We start from the raw sequence: 15641 nt of genomic DNA on the forward strand, positions 1-15641 counted from the left end.
AACAGTTGCCTTGGAAAAATCCTCTTTAAAGATATCACCCTGAATAATTTTGACTTTATTTGCAACCCCTGCCCGTTCTGCATTTCTTTGACCAAGGGCTGCCATATCCGGATTGAATTCGATCCCGACAGCTCGCGCTCCAAAATCTTTTGCAGCGGCAATCGCAATCTTTCCATCGCCAGCGCCTAAATCATATAAGAGATCAGAGGGGCCAACATTGGCAATTTTGAGCATCTTATTGACCAGCTCATTACCTGTTGGAATCCAGATCACATCCTTACCACTTTGTCCCATATTAGGTCTGTACTTATCATCGCCAAGATCAGATGAACTTTGGGAAAAGGCATTGCTAAAAGCAAAAAAAGTCAAAAGAAAAGTAAGTTTTTTAATCATGTGTATTAGCTGAAGGAGAAAGTAGATTGTGCGATATGAAGAATGCGTCAATCATAAATTAAATCGTAGGAAATATGTTTAAAGACTCAGAAAACCTGAACCAAGGACCCGACACTGGCTGGGGTAGATAAATCCTCCCATATCAGTGATTCCTGCATAGAATCCCTAAGGGCCTCATAATATCTTTCATATGACACTTACAGAATTACGCTATATCGTCGCTGTTGCTCGAGAACGTCATTTTGGACGAGCGGCAGATGCTTGTTTTGTTTCTCAACCAACTCTGTCCGTTGCGATTCGCAAATTGGAGGAAGAGCTCAAGACACAAATTTTTGAGAGAACCAATACTGAGGTGGCCATGACTAGTTTAGGCGCCCTGATTGTGGAACAAGCTCAAAGAGTTCTTGAAGAGGCAAATTCCTTAAAGCATCTTGCCAAGCATGGGCAAGATCCACTATCAGGCCCATTAAGACTAGGTGCTATTTATACGATTGCTCCCTATTTACTACCCAGCTTAGTTAGGGTGGCAAGAGAACAACTGCCAAATGTCCCTCTTTTTTTAGAAGAAAACTTTACCGTTCGCCTACTAGAGATGTTGCGCCAGGGCGCTCTAGACTGCGTAGTAATAGCAGAGCCTTATGCAAGCACCGGGCTTAACCAGATTGATTTATATGATGAACCTTTCTTAGTAGCAATTCCAAAGGGGCACCCCTGGGAAGAGCGCAAATCAATACCGCATCGAGAGCTTAAAGAACAAAATACCCTATTGCTTGGAAGCGGACATTGTTTTCGAGATCATGTCTTGGGTGTATGTCCAGAATTAAGCCGCTTAGGCTCAGGCTCAACGATTGGCGAGCAACGCAGTTTCGAAGGGTCCTCTCTCGAGACCATCCGCCAAATGGTAGCAAGTGGCATAGGAATATCAGTCATGCCACGAACTTCTGCTACTAATGTGGTAACCCCAGATCAGTTGATACGGTACATTCCTTTTGAGGACCCCATTCCAACCAGACGAGTTTGTCTAGCTTGGCGTAAAAATTTTCCGCGATCAGCTGCAATGACCAAATTGGCAGAAGTCATTCGTCAATGCGCTCTACCCGGGGTCATCTATACCTGAAACAAATATTGCAAATTAGCTTAAGTCAGATACCAGCGAAGCTAAGGTTTCAGATGGAAGCGATTCGACATGCATTGGATAGTCTTTATGATCACAACCCACCATCATTTGAGCTCCAGCCTTTAGAGCTTTTTTCATATCGCCAGTAAGATCAAATCGCATGAAATGTACTGCAGATGTTTTTTCTGCCGTAGAACGCTCTAAATCCTCATCAGCAAGCGCATAAACACGTGGCTGACCTTCTACCTCAATAAATATCTGGTGCTCAACACCCACTAATTTAGCGAGCGCTACTTTACGGTCTGCCTCATTAGGGTACTCAATCATCATCGTCGCCTTGAAGTCAGATCCACTTGGTACTAGAGGGTTATAAGCATTTAACTCGTCTTGGATACCCTCCTCTTCAAATGTCTTTTCTACACGTAACATTTCCTGTATCTGATAGCGCATTAAAAATTCATTCTCAAAAATCATGGTGAGATGATCACCAAGATGGACAGTGCGTAAACGTCGCTCTTTGATCGCTTGATCACGAAAAGCAGGACGCTCTTTGTGATAAGCCTCAAGACTTAAAAGACTATCGCGTGTAATAGTTGCCATACTTTTATATTTCCTTTGTGTTTATATTGTTTTACTTACAGACCATATGCCTTAGCAAGCAGAGTCAGCGGGTGAGCCATTTCTGATTTTGGCAATCCCAACTCTTCCATGCCTTGCTCAATATGATGGCCAGCAAGCTGACAATCTGAACTGATGTAATTTGGCTCTTCCTCGGCCATCCTGTTGAAGACAGGCTTACCAATTTTCATGGCCATTTCATGAAATTCTTTCTTTACACCCCAAGTACCAGAATGGCCAGAACAACGCTCGACCACATTCACTTCAGTACCAGGAATAAGCTTTAGAGTTTCAGCAGTCTTTTGACCAACGTTTTGTACCCGTGAGTGACAAGCCATGTGATAGCTAACCTGCCCTAATTCTTTGCTGAAATCTTTTTTCAACAGCCCATCAGAATTACGTGCCATAAAGTATTCAAATGGGTCCCACATAGCATCTTTAACTAATTGTGTATCGGCGCACTCTGGGAACATGAGTGGCAACTCTTGCTTGAACATCAATGTACAGGAAGGAATGGGCGTCAAAATAGCATAGCCCTCACGTGCAAACTTAGCCAACTTAGGAATATTTTTTTCTTTATTTTGGGCAACTGACTCTAAATCACCTAACTCTAATTTCGGCATTCCACAACATGCTTCCTTGTCAACCAGCTCATAAGGAATAGCATTGTGTGCAAGAATCTTGATGAGATCCTGACCGATACCAGGTTCGTTGTAATTGATATAGCAGGTGGCGTATATCACTACTTTTCCAGGCGTTTTAGCACCATCAATCACTGGGAGGTCTGCAGATTTTTTGGCAAGTTGTGGGAAAGTCTTTGGCGCATATTCTGGAATCCAAGCATTCTTGTCAACGCCTAAAGCTCCCTCCAGCATTAAACGAGCAAGTCCAGTGCTATTCACTGCATTAACTGTTTGGGTAACAATCGGAATGCCAGCGAAGTGCCCCATCTGATCGGTTGAAGAAAGTAGCTTGTCGCGGAAACTCGCTTTATCGTCTTTAAAGTTCACAGCCTTAGCGCGCAACATCAAATGAGGAAAATCAATATTCCATGGGTGTGGTGGTACATAAGGACACTTTGTCATATAGCAAACATCACATAGGTAGCACTGATCAACCACCTTCTGATAGTCAGCTTTATCAACCTGCTCGATCTCAAGATCTTCGGTAGCATCAACCAAATCAAAAAGAGTAGGAAATGATCCGCAAAGACTCACGCAACGACGGCAGCTATGGCAAAGGTCAAATACCCGCTCCATTTCAGCCTCTAAATTAGCCTTGTCGTAAAACTGAGGATTTTTCCAATCCAAGGGATGCCTTGTTGGAGCCTCTAAACTGCCTTCACTGATTGTCATATTCATTCTCTTGTATTTTTGTGCATGGGCCATGCCACTAGATGAAGCTAGTTTATGGCCCAAAGAATCGATAGTAAAATTGTATTAATTAACAATATCAATAGTAAATAACTAAATACATGGCTACTTTGGGACAATAAAATACTTCGAATACCCATAAATCATCAAATCAAGGCTTGATTCGATGATATAGCCTCTAAAACATCTTTAGATAGGTTCTGGTCTTATATTTTATTAATTGAAATTTCTATATCAGTTGTTTTTAACTATCAAGCCAATACAAAAATATGATTATTCAAACCCATAGATTTGTTCATAATTGATCTCAGGTGAACGTCTAAAGGTTTAAAAAACCTGCTTTATCACCGATTTTAACTAACTATTTTTAGGAGTCAATTATGGCTAAAACTGTAAAAGGATCAAAGACTGAACAGTCTTTGAAAGAGGCATTTGCTGGTGAATCACAAGCGAATCGTCGCTATTTGTATTTCGCGAACCAGGCTGATATCGCTGGTGCAAACGATGTTGCAGCAGTATTCCGCTCAACTGCTGAAGGCGAAACAGGTCATGCCCATGGTCACATGGAGTATTTGATCGAAGGCGGTGCAGGTGAGCCAGGTACTGGTATGCCTGCAAAGACCGTTGCTGAAGCATTGCAAGCAGCGATCGCTGGAGAAACACATGAGTACACTGATATGTACCCAGGTATGGCTAAGACAGCTCGCGACGAAGGCTTTGACGAAATCGCTGATTGGTTTGAAACACTGGCAAAGGCTGAGCGTAGCCACGCTAATAAGTTCACCAAAACTTTAGAAGCGCATTTGGCAAACGTTTAATTAGTAGAAGCATAAAAGCCACCCTCGGGTGGCTTTTTTTTGTCTCAATTTTTTTAATACGAAGTAGGCCAAAATTCTTTATCGTCATACATTGATTTACTCAGTGGCGGAATTTTTAACTCTCGCCTTATTTCTATCAAGGGCATGTGGGCGATAGCAAGATGATCTAATTTTGTAAAATCTCCACCACATGCTGCACCACGTTGTAATGCTTCAGCAAAAAGATCTGCAGCTCCTGGCATATCCATTGCATCTCTTACGCCAGCTTTGTAATACGGATCCCCTCCACTCCCGTAGGGTATAAATTGAGTGTTGGTACCATGTGTAAATAAGCCAACCTCATGAATTAATAAATTAGCCAGTGATGCCATCCAGTTAGCATCACTACCGTCAAGACCAAGCTTAATGGCTCCAAGAGCAAGCTCTCCTGGTCCAGTAGCTTCATAACCTGAGATCACGTGACCCATATCATGACTGACATAGTAACTAGGATTTGGAGAATCGCGTCCCGGTACTGCTAACTTACATCGAGCATAGAAATTAGTGAATGCCCATCCTAAACTTCCATAAGGCATATGCGCGAATTCAGTAATACGATCAAAAAACTGATCGTCAAGTTCACGCGGGTCACCGGGAGGAAATTGAGCATTGTACTCAGAGAGATCGACTGTGTACTGGCCATAAAAACGGAAGAAATCAGATGATGCATCAGTTGCCGACAGGTGGGCAAAATCTCTTAAAATCGTAAGCTCGACTCCATTAAATTTGAGTGCTGCAGCGTATTCCTCAACACGACGAAATTGCATCTCATTTTTTGGATGACGGCACAAATCTAAAACAATCGCAATTTGCATAAAGATTCGCTGATAGTTTGCATCTGGCAGATGCACAGCAAGTTCTAAGGGCGAAAGCGCTAGACTCTTTGGCATGGAACCCATGTCGATACCCAAGACATGATTGGCCAGAGCATTAAATAAGCGACTCTGCTCAGGTGTAGGTCCACCGTCAACATCCATTAAGCCGATGAGCCCTCTCATCATTGCCTCTGATATAGGCCTAGGCAAGGGAAAACAAACATTTTTACTGCCAACACTGCTTTGCATATTCTTCATAAATGATTGATGGAAATAAAGATGGCAATAATATCAACTGGCTAAGTGAATGGTCCATTAAGTCGAACAGTATCCCAATTTAAAGCAATAGCGATAGTGACCCAAATTAAATACGGCAACATGTATAAGCTGTATCTAGTAGATAGTTTTCGTATCGTCAGCAAGATGGCCAGCACTGAAAGCCACAAAAATACTGCTTCATATAAAGACCAATCTGGTCTTTGAAAACGAAAATATAAAATACTCCACAGTAAATTTAGAAAACCGTTTAGCCAAAATAAAATAGTTAAACGGCTAAGAACCTTAGGATCTGAAGTAAAGTGCTTTGCACCATACCAAGCCATACCAGACAAAATAAAAATGGTAGACCAGATGGGGCCGAATGCTGCATCAGGTGGCTTCCAAAAGGGCTCTTTTAAGGCTTGATACCATGGACCTAAATCAGTTGCCAAGCCGCCCAAAATTGCCACCGTTATACCCCAGACAAATGGCATGATCATTTTCTTATTTAGCATAGATTTTAATTGGCCCTTGACTCAAAAAAGGTTCGTTAATAAAAAGATTAATGGGTAGTAATCAGTATGTCATCTAAAAACATTTAATTGTAATAGAATCCCGACATTATCCAAACCATCACACTCGGGAATACCCATGAAACATAGTCGTCGGCAATTTATCATTCTTTCTACAACAGGAGCTACTGCTTTGTTACTCAATAGCAAAGTGCAAGCTCAAACGATGGTCTCTCCATCAGATCCAGAGGCAGCTGCCTTGGGTTTTGTCAGTGATGCATCTAAAGCTAATAAAGCAAAATATCCGCAATACGCCGCAGGCCAAAAATGCGGATCATGCGTGCTTTATCAAGGCGCCGCAGGATCAGCTGATGGACCTTGCGGCCTATTTCCCGGAAAACATGTACCTAGCAATGGCTGGTGCTCTGGGTACACCAAAAAATCATAATCCTTCAAAGCATCGCTAGAATAACAAAGGCTACTGAGGTGGCTTTTGTTATTTTACGAATACCAGTACTGTAAGAGACTCTTAAAGCCCGACACCTAAGCGTAATAGTAGATGAAGAAAAATACTAGAATAAAAATATTCAGAGTGCCAAAAATAATAAGCACAGGTTTACCAATATATTCCCACTTTTTTTCTTTTGATAAATTTTTTGTATGTTTTTTTTCTTTGTTAAACATAAATGAAATTGTTATATTTCAAAATGCTCCCGCACTTTGATCAGGATTTTTGCTGGGGATAGCCCATATAAATCTAAGAGTAGATTGATATCGCCATGCTCGACGTACTCATCGGGTAAACCAATTTGTAGAGTTGGAATCTGAATTTTATTTCTTGATAGTGCTTCTAAACAGGCACTTCCAGCTCCACCTTGAATAGCGCTATCTTCAATAAAGACCAAAGCATCATGACTTTGCACCAAGTCTAAAAGTAATTGCTCATCTAAAGGCTTCGCAAAGCGCATATCGGCGACAGTAGCATCGAGCTCCTCTGCGGCCTGCAGTGCGTTGTAGAGTAATGGGCCGAAGCAAATAAAAGCAATCTTTTGTTCAGCAGATCCTGCATTTTTTAACTTGCGAACAATCAAGCCTTTTCCAACGGCAATCGTTTCGAGTTTCGTAGTTGCCTCTGGACCAACTCCAGAACCACGGGGATAACGAACTACTGAAGGGCCGTTCAAACTAAAAGCAGTTGTTAGCATGTTGCGACAATCTTCTTGATTGGATGGTGTCATTAAGACTACATTAGGCAAGCATCTCAGAAAAGGTATATCAAATACACCTGCATGGGTCGGTCCATCAGCACCAACCATACCTGCTCGGTCTATGGCAAAGACAATCGGAAGGTTCTGCAAAGTGACGTCATGTATCAGCTGGTCATAACCCCTTTGTAAAAAGGTGGAGTAAATCGCTACTACTGGCTTTAGACCCTCACAAGCAATACCAGCTGCAAAAGTAAGCGCGTGCTGCTCAGCAATTCCGACATCAAAGTAACGTTTTGGGAAATGTTTCTCAAACTCAACTAAGCCAGAACCCTCGCGCATTGCTGGCGTAATGCCAATCAGACGCTCATCTTGCTTGGCCATATCGCAAATCCATTCGCCAAAGACTTCGGTATAGGTTTTTTTACCTGGCGCAGAAGGCTTAAGGCCCTCACTGGGATTAAATTTTGAAGGGCCATGGTAAGCAATTGGATTTAACTCTGCCTTCTCATATCCCTTTCCCTTTTTTGTAACGATGTGTAAAAACTGTGGGCCATCAGTCTGAGCAATTTTTTTCAGATTTGTCAGCGTAATAATCAGATCATCAAGATTATGACCATCGATTGGGCCGTAATAGTCAAAACCAAATTCTTCGAAAATCGTAGCAGGACCAATCATTCCTTTAGCGTGACCTTCAAGTCTTTTTGCAAACTCTCTCAAAGGAGGAGTAAAGGAAAGCATCTTGTCCAAACCTTTTTTGGTGGCTCCATAAATTGAACCACTAATTAGCTTTGCTAAATATCGATTAAGGGCCCCCACAGCAGGCGATATCGACATTTCGTTATCGTTCAAAATAACAATTAAGGGGATTGATTTATCAACCCCAGCATTATTTAAACCCTCATAGGCCATACCAGCACTCATTGAGCCATCACCAATCACTGCAATAACATTCCGTTTTTCACCTTTGACTTTGCTTGCTACCGCCATTCCCAGGGCCGCTGAAATACTAGTGGAGGAATGCGCAGTACCAAAAGCATCGTATTGACTTTCAGAGCGCTTTGGAAATCCAGATAAGCCGCCAAACTGACGCAGACTAGGCATCATCTCTCTACGCCCAGTCAAAATTTTATGGGCATAACTTTGATGACCTACATCCCAAACAATTCGATCTTCAGGAGTATCAAACACATAATGCAATGCAATGGCTAGTTCAACTGTTCCCAGATTAGAGGATAGGTGCCCACCAGTGCTTGCGACAGATTGAAGAATAAATTCACGTAATTCGTCGACTAGTTGCGGAAGCTGAGTCTGCTCAAGTTGCTTTAACTCTTGTGAAGAGTTAATTGTATGAAGTACTTTAGTAGCCTGGAGCATATTTAACGCCGTAATTATTTTGGAGAATAAATACTATAGAGAATTCGCTTGAAATCTTCAATTTCATTATTAGGTGAATTTTGCAATGCATTAATCGGCGCATGCATAAATTTACTGGCTAGAGCATCTGCCATGATCGATAAAACCTCAACCGGATCTTCGCCCCTTTTAATACGACGCACTGCCTTTTCCAATTCAATTTCTTTCAGTCGCTCTGCAGTAGTTTGTAGAGATTGAATGATTGGAACTAATGTTCTTTTTTGAAGTGTCTGAAAAAATTCACTAACGCCTTTATCGATAATTAACTCAGCGTCTGCCATAGAAAGCTCACGACTATTACGGCCCTCATTAACAATGCTACCCAAATCATCAACTGAGTACAGGTAAGCATCTTTGAGAGATCGAATCTCTGGCTCGATATCACGCGGTACAGCCAAATCGATCAATACAATAGGCCTGCTATTTCTGGCCTTCAAAGCTGTTTTAATCATCCCCATACCAATGATTGGTAATGCACTTGCAGTACATGAAACGATTACATCAAAATCATGCATGCGGGTTGGTAAGGATTGCAAAGGAAATGAATCTGTTTTTAGGCCCTTCTCAGCAAAAACTTTTGCCATCTCATCACCACGATCAACCGTGCGGTTGCTAATGGCAATCTCTTTGGGCTTTTTACCAGCGAAGTGCGAAGCACATAACTGAATCATTTCGCCTGCACCAATAAACAAAATTTTTGAGTCACTGAGATCGCCGAAGATTCTCTCGGCTAAACGTACTGAGGCTCCAGCCATTGAAACTGAATGCTTACCAATATCCGTTGTTGCTCGGACTGCCTTGGCAACAGAAAAGGTTTTATTGAATAAAGGCTTTAGATATGTTCCCAAGGTACCGGCTTGGGTGGCTAATTCAACAGCCTTTTTCATTTGACCCAGTATTTGGGTCTCCCCCAACACCATTGAATCCATTCCACAACTTACTCTAAATACATGCTTGATAGCATCAGCCTCTTTTGCAGAATAGATGTAAGGCTTTAATTCATCGCCATGCAAACGCTTTTGAGATGTGAGCCAATCAAAAGCACGCTCTTCTAAATGATGGCTTGGATTAGTCACATCATTAGCGGCGCAGTAAATCTCCATGCGATTACAAGTAGATAAAATGGCCACCTCTGGCATTAACTCAGAATGTGTACCCCTTAAATAATTACGTAGATCCAATAATGAATCCTGTAAATCCTCAGGAGAAATAGCAACGCTCTCTCGAATATCAATTGGAGCTGTGTGATGATTCACACCAAGATTGAGTATTTGCATGCTAGAGGCTGCTAAAAATCGCTTGAAGTGGAACTAAAAAAACCATGAAAACGATTCTTCATCTTGATGAGCAATATGTCAATCAAGATTGACACCTATTTCAGTTTCCTTAATTAGGGAAAACCCTGATATCGACTGATTACTGATTTTTAGCAGCAGCCTCGTAGGCTTTAAATTTCTTGTATGAATTGATCGTGGAATACAAGGCAAAGGCTGTAATCACTACGAAAAATAAATTGGTCAATGAATACTCTTGATACAGAATCCAGACCTGGCCAACTAAGGCTATAGGAAAGACGACAATGGCAAATTTGAGCCAGAGCATGGTTCTTTTAAATTTGGCATCAACTGGGGTCGATTCAACTTGCTTATTCATTTCCTATCCTTATTACCTAAAGGGGCTGGGGCCCTGATTAATCTCTTCTCAGTATACGAAAAATGAAGGTGGTAAGACCCTGAGCAAGAATAAAGGCGAAGATAGCACCCATCAGACCCATAAACACACCAGGAACAATTCCTAAATCCAACTGTCTGGCAAATAAAAGGCCAATAGCAAACCCACCTGCAGCAATGGCTATCTCCAGTAATATTTTTATGGTGCTAAAGCGCTCGCCAGATTGAGTCAATTGACACCCTAAAATCAGTTATTGGATAGAAACCATTTTATATCTCGTATGCCCTAATAAAGTACAAAAAAATCACTGTTACGGATAAGTATTTTGCATTGCAATATATTGACTTATAAGGGAAATTCCTTATAAAACTGTATAGATTTTTTTACATATTCGTACTAAATTTACCTTGTGATTAAGAAGGTAAATTTAGTACCCTCGTGTGGGTTAGCACGACGCAGTTAGATTTGAGAGGATGAAAACTATGACAAATAACACTCTTACAGGTCTGAGTGTTGAGGAAGCAGAAGAGTTACATCGCAACCTCATTCAAGGGACGCAATTTTTTGGGATGATTGCAGCACTCGCCCACTTGCTTGCTTATATCTATTCACCTTGGTTGAAATAATTACAGGAGATTGAGATGATCTACGGAAAAATGTGGACAGTGGTTAGACCAACAGTTGGCATTCCCCTGTTTTTGGGCGCTGTAGCAGTTGGTTCTTTTTCAGTTCATTTAGCATTACTAAACAACACAACTTGGGTAAAAGCCTTTTTAGAGGGTGGTCAATCTACAAAAGCTGCTGCTACTTCAACAGCACCTGTAGCACCCGCAGCAAAAAAATAAGTTCATTCTTATCTCATGAGGCCTAGATCGTAAGATCTGGGTCTTATTTTTTGCTTTGCGTATCCGTCGTTTACACTAAGTTTTAGATGAATCGTTTTGGTCAAAAATTAATCAGTACTTGGGCTAATTTAGGTCCTAGCTTCTTGCCTTTTGCAGATGCTGCTTCTGCTGAATTACCACTAGGCAGATTACTCAGACTGTCCTTATTCCAAGTATCGGTTGGCATGGCCCTTGTGCTATTAGTGGGCACACTGAATCGAGTGATGATTGTTGAGTTACAAGTACCAGCATCACTGGTATCGATCATGGTTTCCTTGCCGATTATTTTTGCTCCCATTAGAGCCCTGATTGGCTTTCGCTCGGATACCCATAAGTCTGCTCTAGGTTGGCGTCGTGTTCCCTATATTTGGATGGGAACAATGGTGCAATTTGGTGGCTTAGCCATCATGCCTTTTGCTTTACTGGTTTTAGCTGGAGCAGGCAATGCCAGTGAAGCGCCAGGATGGATTGGATTAGCTGCTGCTGCACTGGCATTTTTATTTGTTGGCGCCGGTATTCATACTGTTCAAACCGTAGGTCTTGCCTTAGCTTGTGATCTTGCGCCGCCTAAATCCCAAGCGAATATTGTTGGTCTGATGTATGTGATGCTGTTAATTGGCATGATTGGTAGCGCCCTCATTTTTGGTCAACTATTGGAAGAGTACAGCCCTGGACGCTTAATACAAGTGATACAAGGTTGTGCTGTAGTCACAATCGTATTAAATACGATCGCTCTTTGGAAGCAAGAAAGCCGCGAAGAAGCACGCGCAAGAGCGCTGGTAGCCAGAGAGCAAAACTTTAAAGAATCTTGGGAAACTTTTAAAAAAGGTGGTCAAGCTGTTCGCCGCCTCGTCGCAGTAGGTTTTGGCACCATGGCATTTAGCATGAATGATGTTTTGCTTGAGCCCTATGGCGGTGAATTACTCAACATGAGTGTGAGTGCCACCACGGTATTAACCGCTACTTTAGCTCTTGGCTGTTTGTTTGGCTTTAGCATTGCCTCCAAGGTATTAAGTGCTGGTTATGACCCCTTTAAGATGGCCAGTAATGGCGCCAAAATTGGTATTCCTGCATTCATACTGGTTATTGTGGCTGCACCCTTAGGCAGCACATTCATTTTTATTGTGGGGGTGGTACTCATCGGATTTGGTAATGGATTATTTAGTCATGGAACCTTAACTGCCACTATGAGATACGCCCCAGAAAACCAAAGTGGTTTAGCATTGGGTGCGTGGGGAGCGGTGCAGGCTACTGCTGCAGGTATTGCTATTGGTGTCGGTGGAATATTTCGGGATATTTTGGCTGGTATGGCCTCCAGAAATTATTTCGGCGCGGACCTCAATAATCCAGCAACGGGTTACTGTGGTGTCTATCTACTAGAAATCATTCTGCTATTGATTACCATCGCTGTAATGACCAACTTTATTTGGCCAGCAAAGCCTGTAGAATCTGTTGCTTGATTGATTTATCTTCTAGGCTTTCAAGCCATTGGCCACTGTTAATACAATGACTCCCTTAAATCGACTTACTGAAAAGATCTTAATTACGCTTGGATTCTTTATTTGCTGCATTAGTTTAATATTAATTATTCTCGGTTTATGGAGCTTTATTTCCTTAGAGCAATTTGCCTACGGACTATCCTCCGGAATTCGCGTCTTAGTCAGCTGCGCTATCATTGGCTGTCTTATGAGTGCTATCGGTTATGGCATTGGGGACTACTTTAATAATGAATCAAAGGAGTGAATATGTTTAAAAGATCAGATTACTTCATCTTATTAGCGGTGGTGCTGTCCTTCTTTACCTCAGCTTATTTATGGTTTGTGGTACAGGATCGTGAGCAGTCCATCTTTACTGCGATTTGGATTCCCTCAATATTCTGTTTCGGAATTTATTTCAAGCTATCTGCGCTCTTGAATCGTAAAAAATGAGTGATACGACATTACTGTTTATATCAATTTTTGTTTTTTGCCTTCTAGTAGTTGGCCTCTATCTGATGGTGCGTGAGTTTATGGGCGAAGTTAGTGAAGCTTTCCCTGATGTCAATGAATGGCTGGATTCAGATAAAAAGAAAAAGAAGTGATGGATGCTGAATGACTGCTAAATTGCGTCTAATCTAGAGCAGTTTCACAATCACCTCTTCCATCTCGCTTGCACCGTCTGCAGATGCAAGTCGTGTAATAGATTGGCCATCTTTGCTGACGACAAATTTAGTGAAGTTCCACTTAATACCAGTGGTTCCTAATACGCCGGGCGCTTGATCCTTTAAATAGACATACAAGGGATGTGTACTATTCCCGTTAACATCAATTTTTTCGAACATTGGAAAAGTAACACCATAGTTAGTGCTACAAAAGTTTTGGATTTGCTCTGCCGAGCCGGGCTCTTGAGCGCCGAATTGATTGCATGGGAACCCTAGTATCTCCAGCCCCTTAGATTGATTTGCGGTATACAGATTTTGTAAATCACGATACTGAGAAGTAAAGCCACAGTTACTTGCGACATTCACGATTAAGAGTGTCTTGCCAGCATAATCCTGCAAGTTTTCTGGGGATCCATTAAGTCTTTTTAGGGGGATATTTGGCAACATGTTTACTCTCTATGTTCATAAAATTGATCTGCAAAAATTGCATATTCAGGTCATAATAAATGGATTATGTTTACTTTGCTTTTTGCTCCCTTACCCTAATAATCATAGTGTCTAAAGGATCGTGTGAATTCTGCTGATGCACCCTATCGGAGCTTATGCACCGACTGTGGAATTTCTCGAACTGATAACCCAAAACGTTGTGGTGAAGCTTGTCAATTTATCAAGCCAAAATATCCAGAACTCGAAACTCAGGTCCATGGCAGAGCAAGAGACTTGAGTCGTCCTGATGAGTTGCATTTTGGTCCATTCACTAAGATGCTTCGCGCAGGACTAAAAAATCCCAGCACAGGTGCACAGTGGACTGGTATTACGACTCGTATTGGTGAGCGTTTATTAGAAACTGGCGCGGTCGATGCGATTTTGACCATGACCGAGGATCCTAATGATCGCTGGAAGCCATTGCCAATCATTATTGATAAAGCATCTGATATGGCCAAGTGTCGTGGCATGAGAATGGGCTATGCCCCGCTTCTCTCCCTATTGGAGCCCGCGATTGCTAAAGGCTATAAAAAGATGGCTGTGATTGGCATCCCTTGCCAGGTATACGCCTTAAGGGCTCTAGAGAAAGAGCTTGGACTAGAAAAGCTTTACGTCATTGGCACACCCTGCTCTGGCAACACTACTACCGAAAATTTTCATCACTTTCTGTCGCTCGTTAGCTCAGAGCCTGATGAGATTAACTATCTTGAATTTAGAGCGGATTACCACGTTGAAGTCCGCTTTAAAAATGGTAAAAAGAAGGAGATTCCTTTTCTTCAATTGCCTCTCTCTACTTTGCCAAATGACTTCTTCCCCCTCACCTGCCGTACCTGTGTCGATTACACCAATGTGCTATCGGACATTACTGTTGGTTATATGGGTGGGCAGGGAGAGCAATGGCTGATTGTTCGCAATGAGCGCGGTGAAGAACTATTAGGGCTATTGGGCGACGAAGTTCGTACTTCAGCACCAGGAACCGCTGGTAAACGTCACTCTGCCGTTGTTGGCTTTATGAAAAACGTAGAGCGTGCTGCTGGCGGCCTTCCCTTAAGAAAAATGCCAAACTGGTTAAGGCCAATCGTGGGTTGGTTGATGCCTAAAGTGGGACCTCGTGGTCTTGAATTTGCCCGTACACGCGTTGAGATGAAAGCGATTGAAACAGTGCTTCATCTGAGAAGAGAGCAGCCTGCAAAAATGGCTTCCATGGTACCCCAACATATCTGGCCCCTAGTAAAGCCCTATGGCATTACGCCCACCGATCAAGAAATTCATAAACCTTAAAACCTATTTTCCCTTTGGAGCATTCTATGGCTTTATTTCTCATCGGTCTTGTTATTTTTCTCGGTAGCCACTCTACTCGAATCTTTGCTGAGTCATGGCGCAACAACATGATTGATCGAATCGGTGAAGTGAAATGGAAAGGCCTGTACACCATCATCTCTTTGATTGGCTTCATCATTATGGTGATTGGTTATGGTCAAGCAAGGCAAAGCACGGTAGTTTTATGGCAGCCCAATAGTTTTCTCATCTATATTGCTCTAGTCTTAAACCTGATCGCCTTTATTTTCCTGGCAGGAAGCTCGCCTTCGAATAATGCAATTCGCCTTAAACTCAAGCATCCCATGATTTTGGGCGTCAAAGTATGGGCATTAGCCCACCTCCTCTCCAATGGCACTCTAGTCAATCTCATCTTATTTGGCGCCTTTTTAATTTGGGCTGTATTAGATTTTCGTTCAGCTAGAAAGCGCCCTGTTCATACTCCTGAAAAAGCTATAGTCAGCACAAAAGCGACGGTGATTACTATTGCTTCTGGAATAATCCTTTGGATTATTTTCATATTCGGATTACACCAATACCTCATTGGAGTTTCTCCTCTCGCCCAGCTTTCTTGAGCAC

The 15641-nt window shown here is 42.1% G+C and carries 20 protein-coding genes; 10 read left to right on the forward strand and 10 right to left on the reverse strand.

The features are described from left to right. Positions 1-393, reverse strand: a 393-nt coding sequence (locus tag ABWP14_RS03795) for a methyltransferase domain-containing protein (protein WP_353201655.1), incomplete at its 3' end; no start/stop codon positions are given. A 190-nt stretch (positions 394-583) separates the two neighbouring features. Between ABWP14_RS03795 and ABWP14_RS03800 the strand changes: the two genes are divergently transcribed. Continuing rightward, entirely contained in the window at positions 584-1510 is a 927-nt protein-coding gene (locus ABWP14_RS03800; protein ID WP_353201656.1) for a LysR substrate-binding domain-containing protein, read from the forward strand. A 15-nt stretch (positions 1511-1525) separates the two neighbouring features. On the opposite strand, the gene ABWP14_RS03805 is transcribed toward ABWP14_RS03800, so the two are convergent. Then, on the reverse strand, positions 1526-2110 hold the full coding sequence (locus ABWP14_RS03805) for a DUF3501 family protein (RefSeq protein ID WP_353201657.1): 585 nt from the start codon (positions 2108-2110) through the stop codon (positions 1526-1528). A gap of 35 nt (positions 2111-2145) precedes the next feature. Further along, on the reverse strand, positions 2146-3483 hold the full coding sequence (locus ABWP14_RS03810; RefSeq protein ID WP_353201658.1) for a heterodisulfide reductase-related iron-sulfur binding cluster: 1338 nt from the start codon (positions 3481-3483) through the stop codon (positions 2146-2148). 398 nt (positions 3484-3881) lie between these two features. Between ABWP14_RS03810 and ABWP14_RS03815 the strand changes: the two genes are divergently transcribed. Further along, positions 3882-4319 carry a rubrerythrin family protein gene (locus tag ABWP14_RS03815; RefSeq protein WP_173942382.1) on the forward strand — a complete coding sequence of 146 codons (438 nt, stop codon included), beginning with the start codon at positions 3882-3884 and terminating at the stop codon, positions 4317-4319. A 53-nt stretch (positions 4320-4372) separates the two neighbouring features. Here the strand turns inward: ABWP14_RS03815 and ABWP14_RS03820 are convergent, their stop codons facing one another. After that, positions 4373-5359, reverse strand: coding sequence for a hypothetical protein (locus ABWP14_RS03820; protein WP_353201659.1), 987 nt, complete (start codon positions 5357-5359; stop codon positions 4373-4375). 113 nt (positions 5360-5472) lie between these two features. After that, positions 5473-5925: a TspO/MBR family protein gene (locus tag ABWP14_RS03825; protein ID WP_353201660.1), complete on the reverse strand. Its 453-nt coding sequence runs from the start codon at positions 5923-5925 to the stop codon at positions 5473-5475. 157 nt (positions 5926-6082) lie between these two features. Here ABWP14_RS03825 and ABWP14_RS03830 point away from each other — a divergent pair, with 157 nt between their 5' ends. Further along, on the forward strand, positions 6083-6391 hold the full coding sequence (locus tag ABWP14_RS03830; protein ID WP_353201661.1) for a high-potential iron-sulfur protein: 309 nt from the start codon (positions 6083-6085) through the stop codon (positions 6389-6391). Positions 6392-6638: 247 nt separating this feature from the next. On the opposite strand, the gene dxs is transcribed toward ABWP14_RS03830, so the two are convergent. The 4 genes from dxs to ABWP14_RS03850 all read right to left on the reverse strand — a co-directional run bounded on the left by dxs (position 6639) and on the right by ABWP14_RS03850 (position 10467). Next, positions 6639-8525: a 1-deoxy-D-xylulose-5-phosphate synthase gene (gene dxs, locus ABWP14_RS03835; RefSeq protein WP_353201662.1), complete on the reverse strand. Its 1887-nt coding sequence runs from the start codon at positions 8523-8525 to the stop codon at positions 6639-6641. Positions 8526-8539: 14 nt separating this feature from the next. Next, positions 8540-9841 carry a glutamyl-tRNA reductase gene (gene hemA, locus ABWP14_RS03840; RefSeq protein ID WP_353201663.1) on the reverse strand — a complete coding sequence of 434 codons (1302 nt, stop codon included), beginning with the start codon at positions 9839-9841 and terminating at the stop codon, positions 8540-8542. A gap of 139 nt (positions 9842-9980) precedes the next feature. Beyond that, positions 9981-10217 carry a hypothetical protein gene (locus ABWP14_RS03845; RefSeq protein WP_353201664.1) on the reverse strand — a complete coding sequence of 79 codons (237 nt, stop codon included), beginning with the start codon at positions 10215-10217 and terminating at the stop codon, positions 9981-9983. 37 nt (positions 10218-10254) lie between these two features. Continuing rightward, the gene (locus tag ABWP14_RS03850) at positions 10255-10467 is read right to left on the reverse strand and encodes a hypothetical protein (protein WP_353201665.1); all 213 of its coding nucleotides are present in this window, start codon (positions 10465-10467) and stop codon (positions 10255-10257) included. 250 nt (positions 10468-10717) lie between these two features. Between ABWP14_RS03850 and pufB the strand changes: the two genes are divergently transcribed. The 5 genes from pufB to ABWP14_RS03875 all read left to right on the forward strand — a co-directional run bounded on the left by pufB (position 10718) and on the right by ABWP14_RS03875 (position 13199). Beyond that, positions 10718-10861 carry a light-harvesting antenna LH1, beta subunit gene (pufB, locus tag ABWP14_RS03855; RefSeq protein ID WP_112294365.1) on the forward strand — a complete coding sequence of 48 codons (144 nt, stop codon included), beginning with the start codon at positions 10718-10720 and terminating at the stop codon, positions 10859-10861. 15 nt (positions 10862-10876) lie between these two features. After that, complete coding sequence (locus tag ABWP14_RS03860) at positions 10877-11080, forward strand: light-harvesting protein (protein ID WP_353201666.1); 204 nt, start codon at positions 10877-10879, stop codon at positions 11078-11080. Between the two features lie 86 nt (positions 11081-11166). Then, positions 11167-12579 carry a PucC family protein gene (locus ABWP14_RS03865; protein ID WP_353201667.1) on the forward strand — a complete coding sequence of 471 codons (1413 nt, stop codon included), beginning with the start codon at positions 11167-11169 and terminating at the stop codon, positions 12577-12579. Between the two features lie 285 nt (positions 12580-12864). Continuing rightward, a complete protein-coding gene (locus tag ABWP14_RS03870) occupies positions 12865-13047 on the forward strand; it encodes a hypothetical protein (RefSeq protein ID WP_353201668.1) in 183 nt (60 codons plus the stop codon). After that, positions 13044-13199 carry a hypothetical protein gene (locus ABWP14_RS03875; protein ID WP_353201669.1) on the forward strand — a complete coding sequence of 52 codons (156 nt, stop codon included), beginning with the start codon at positions 13044-13046 and terminating at the stop codon, positions 13197-13199. Before ABWP14_RS03870 ends, ABWP14_RS03875 begins: the two co-directional genes overlap by 4 nt. A gap of 33 nt (positions 13200-13232) precedes the next feature. On the opposite strand, the gene ABWP14_RS03880 is transcribed toward ABWP14_RS03875, so the two are convergent. Further along, positions 13233-13706 carry a glutathione peroxidase gene (locus tag ABWP14_RS03880; protein WP_353201670.1) on the reverse strand — a complete coding sequence of 158 codons (474 nt, stop codon included), beginning with the start codon at positions 13704-13706 and terminating at the stop codon, positions 13233-13235. Positions 13707-13829: 123 nt separating this feature from the next. Between ABWP14_RS03880 and ABWP14_RS03885 the strand changes: the two genes are divergently transcribed. Beyond that, positions 13830-15026, forward strand: a complete 1197-nt coding sequence (locus ABWP14_RS03885; RefSeq protein WP_353201671.1) for a Coenzyme F420 hydrogenase/dehydrogenase, beta subunit C-terminal domain — start codon at positions 13830-13832, stop codon at positions 15024-15026. A gap of 26 nt (positions 15027-15052) precedes the next feature. After that, on the forward strand, positions 15053-15637 hold the full coding sequence (locus tag ABWP14_RS03890; protein WP_353201672.1) for an NnrU family protein: 585 nt from the start codon (positions 15053-15055) through the stop codon (positions 15635-15637). The last annotated feature ends 4 nt before the right edge of the window (positions 15638-15641 follow it).

Origin of the sequence: Polynucleobacter sp. (assembly GCF_040400325.1) — a bacterium.
Lineage (GTDB): Bacteria > Pseudomonadota > Gammaproteobacteria > Burkholderiales > Burkholderiaceae > Polynucleobacter.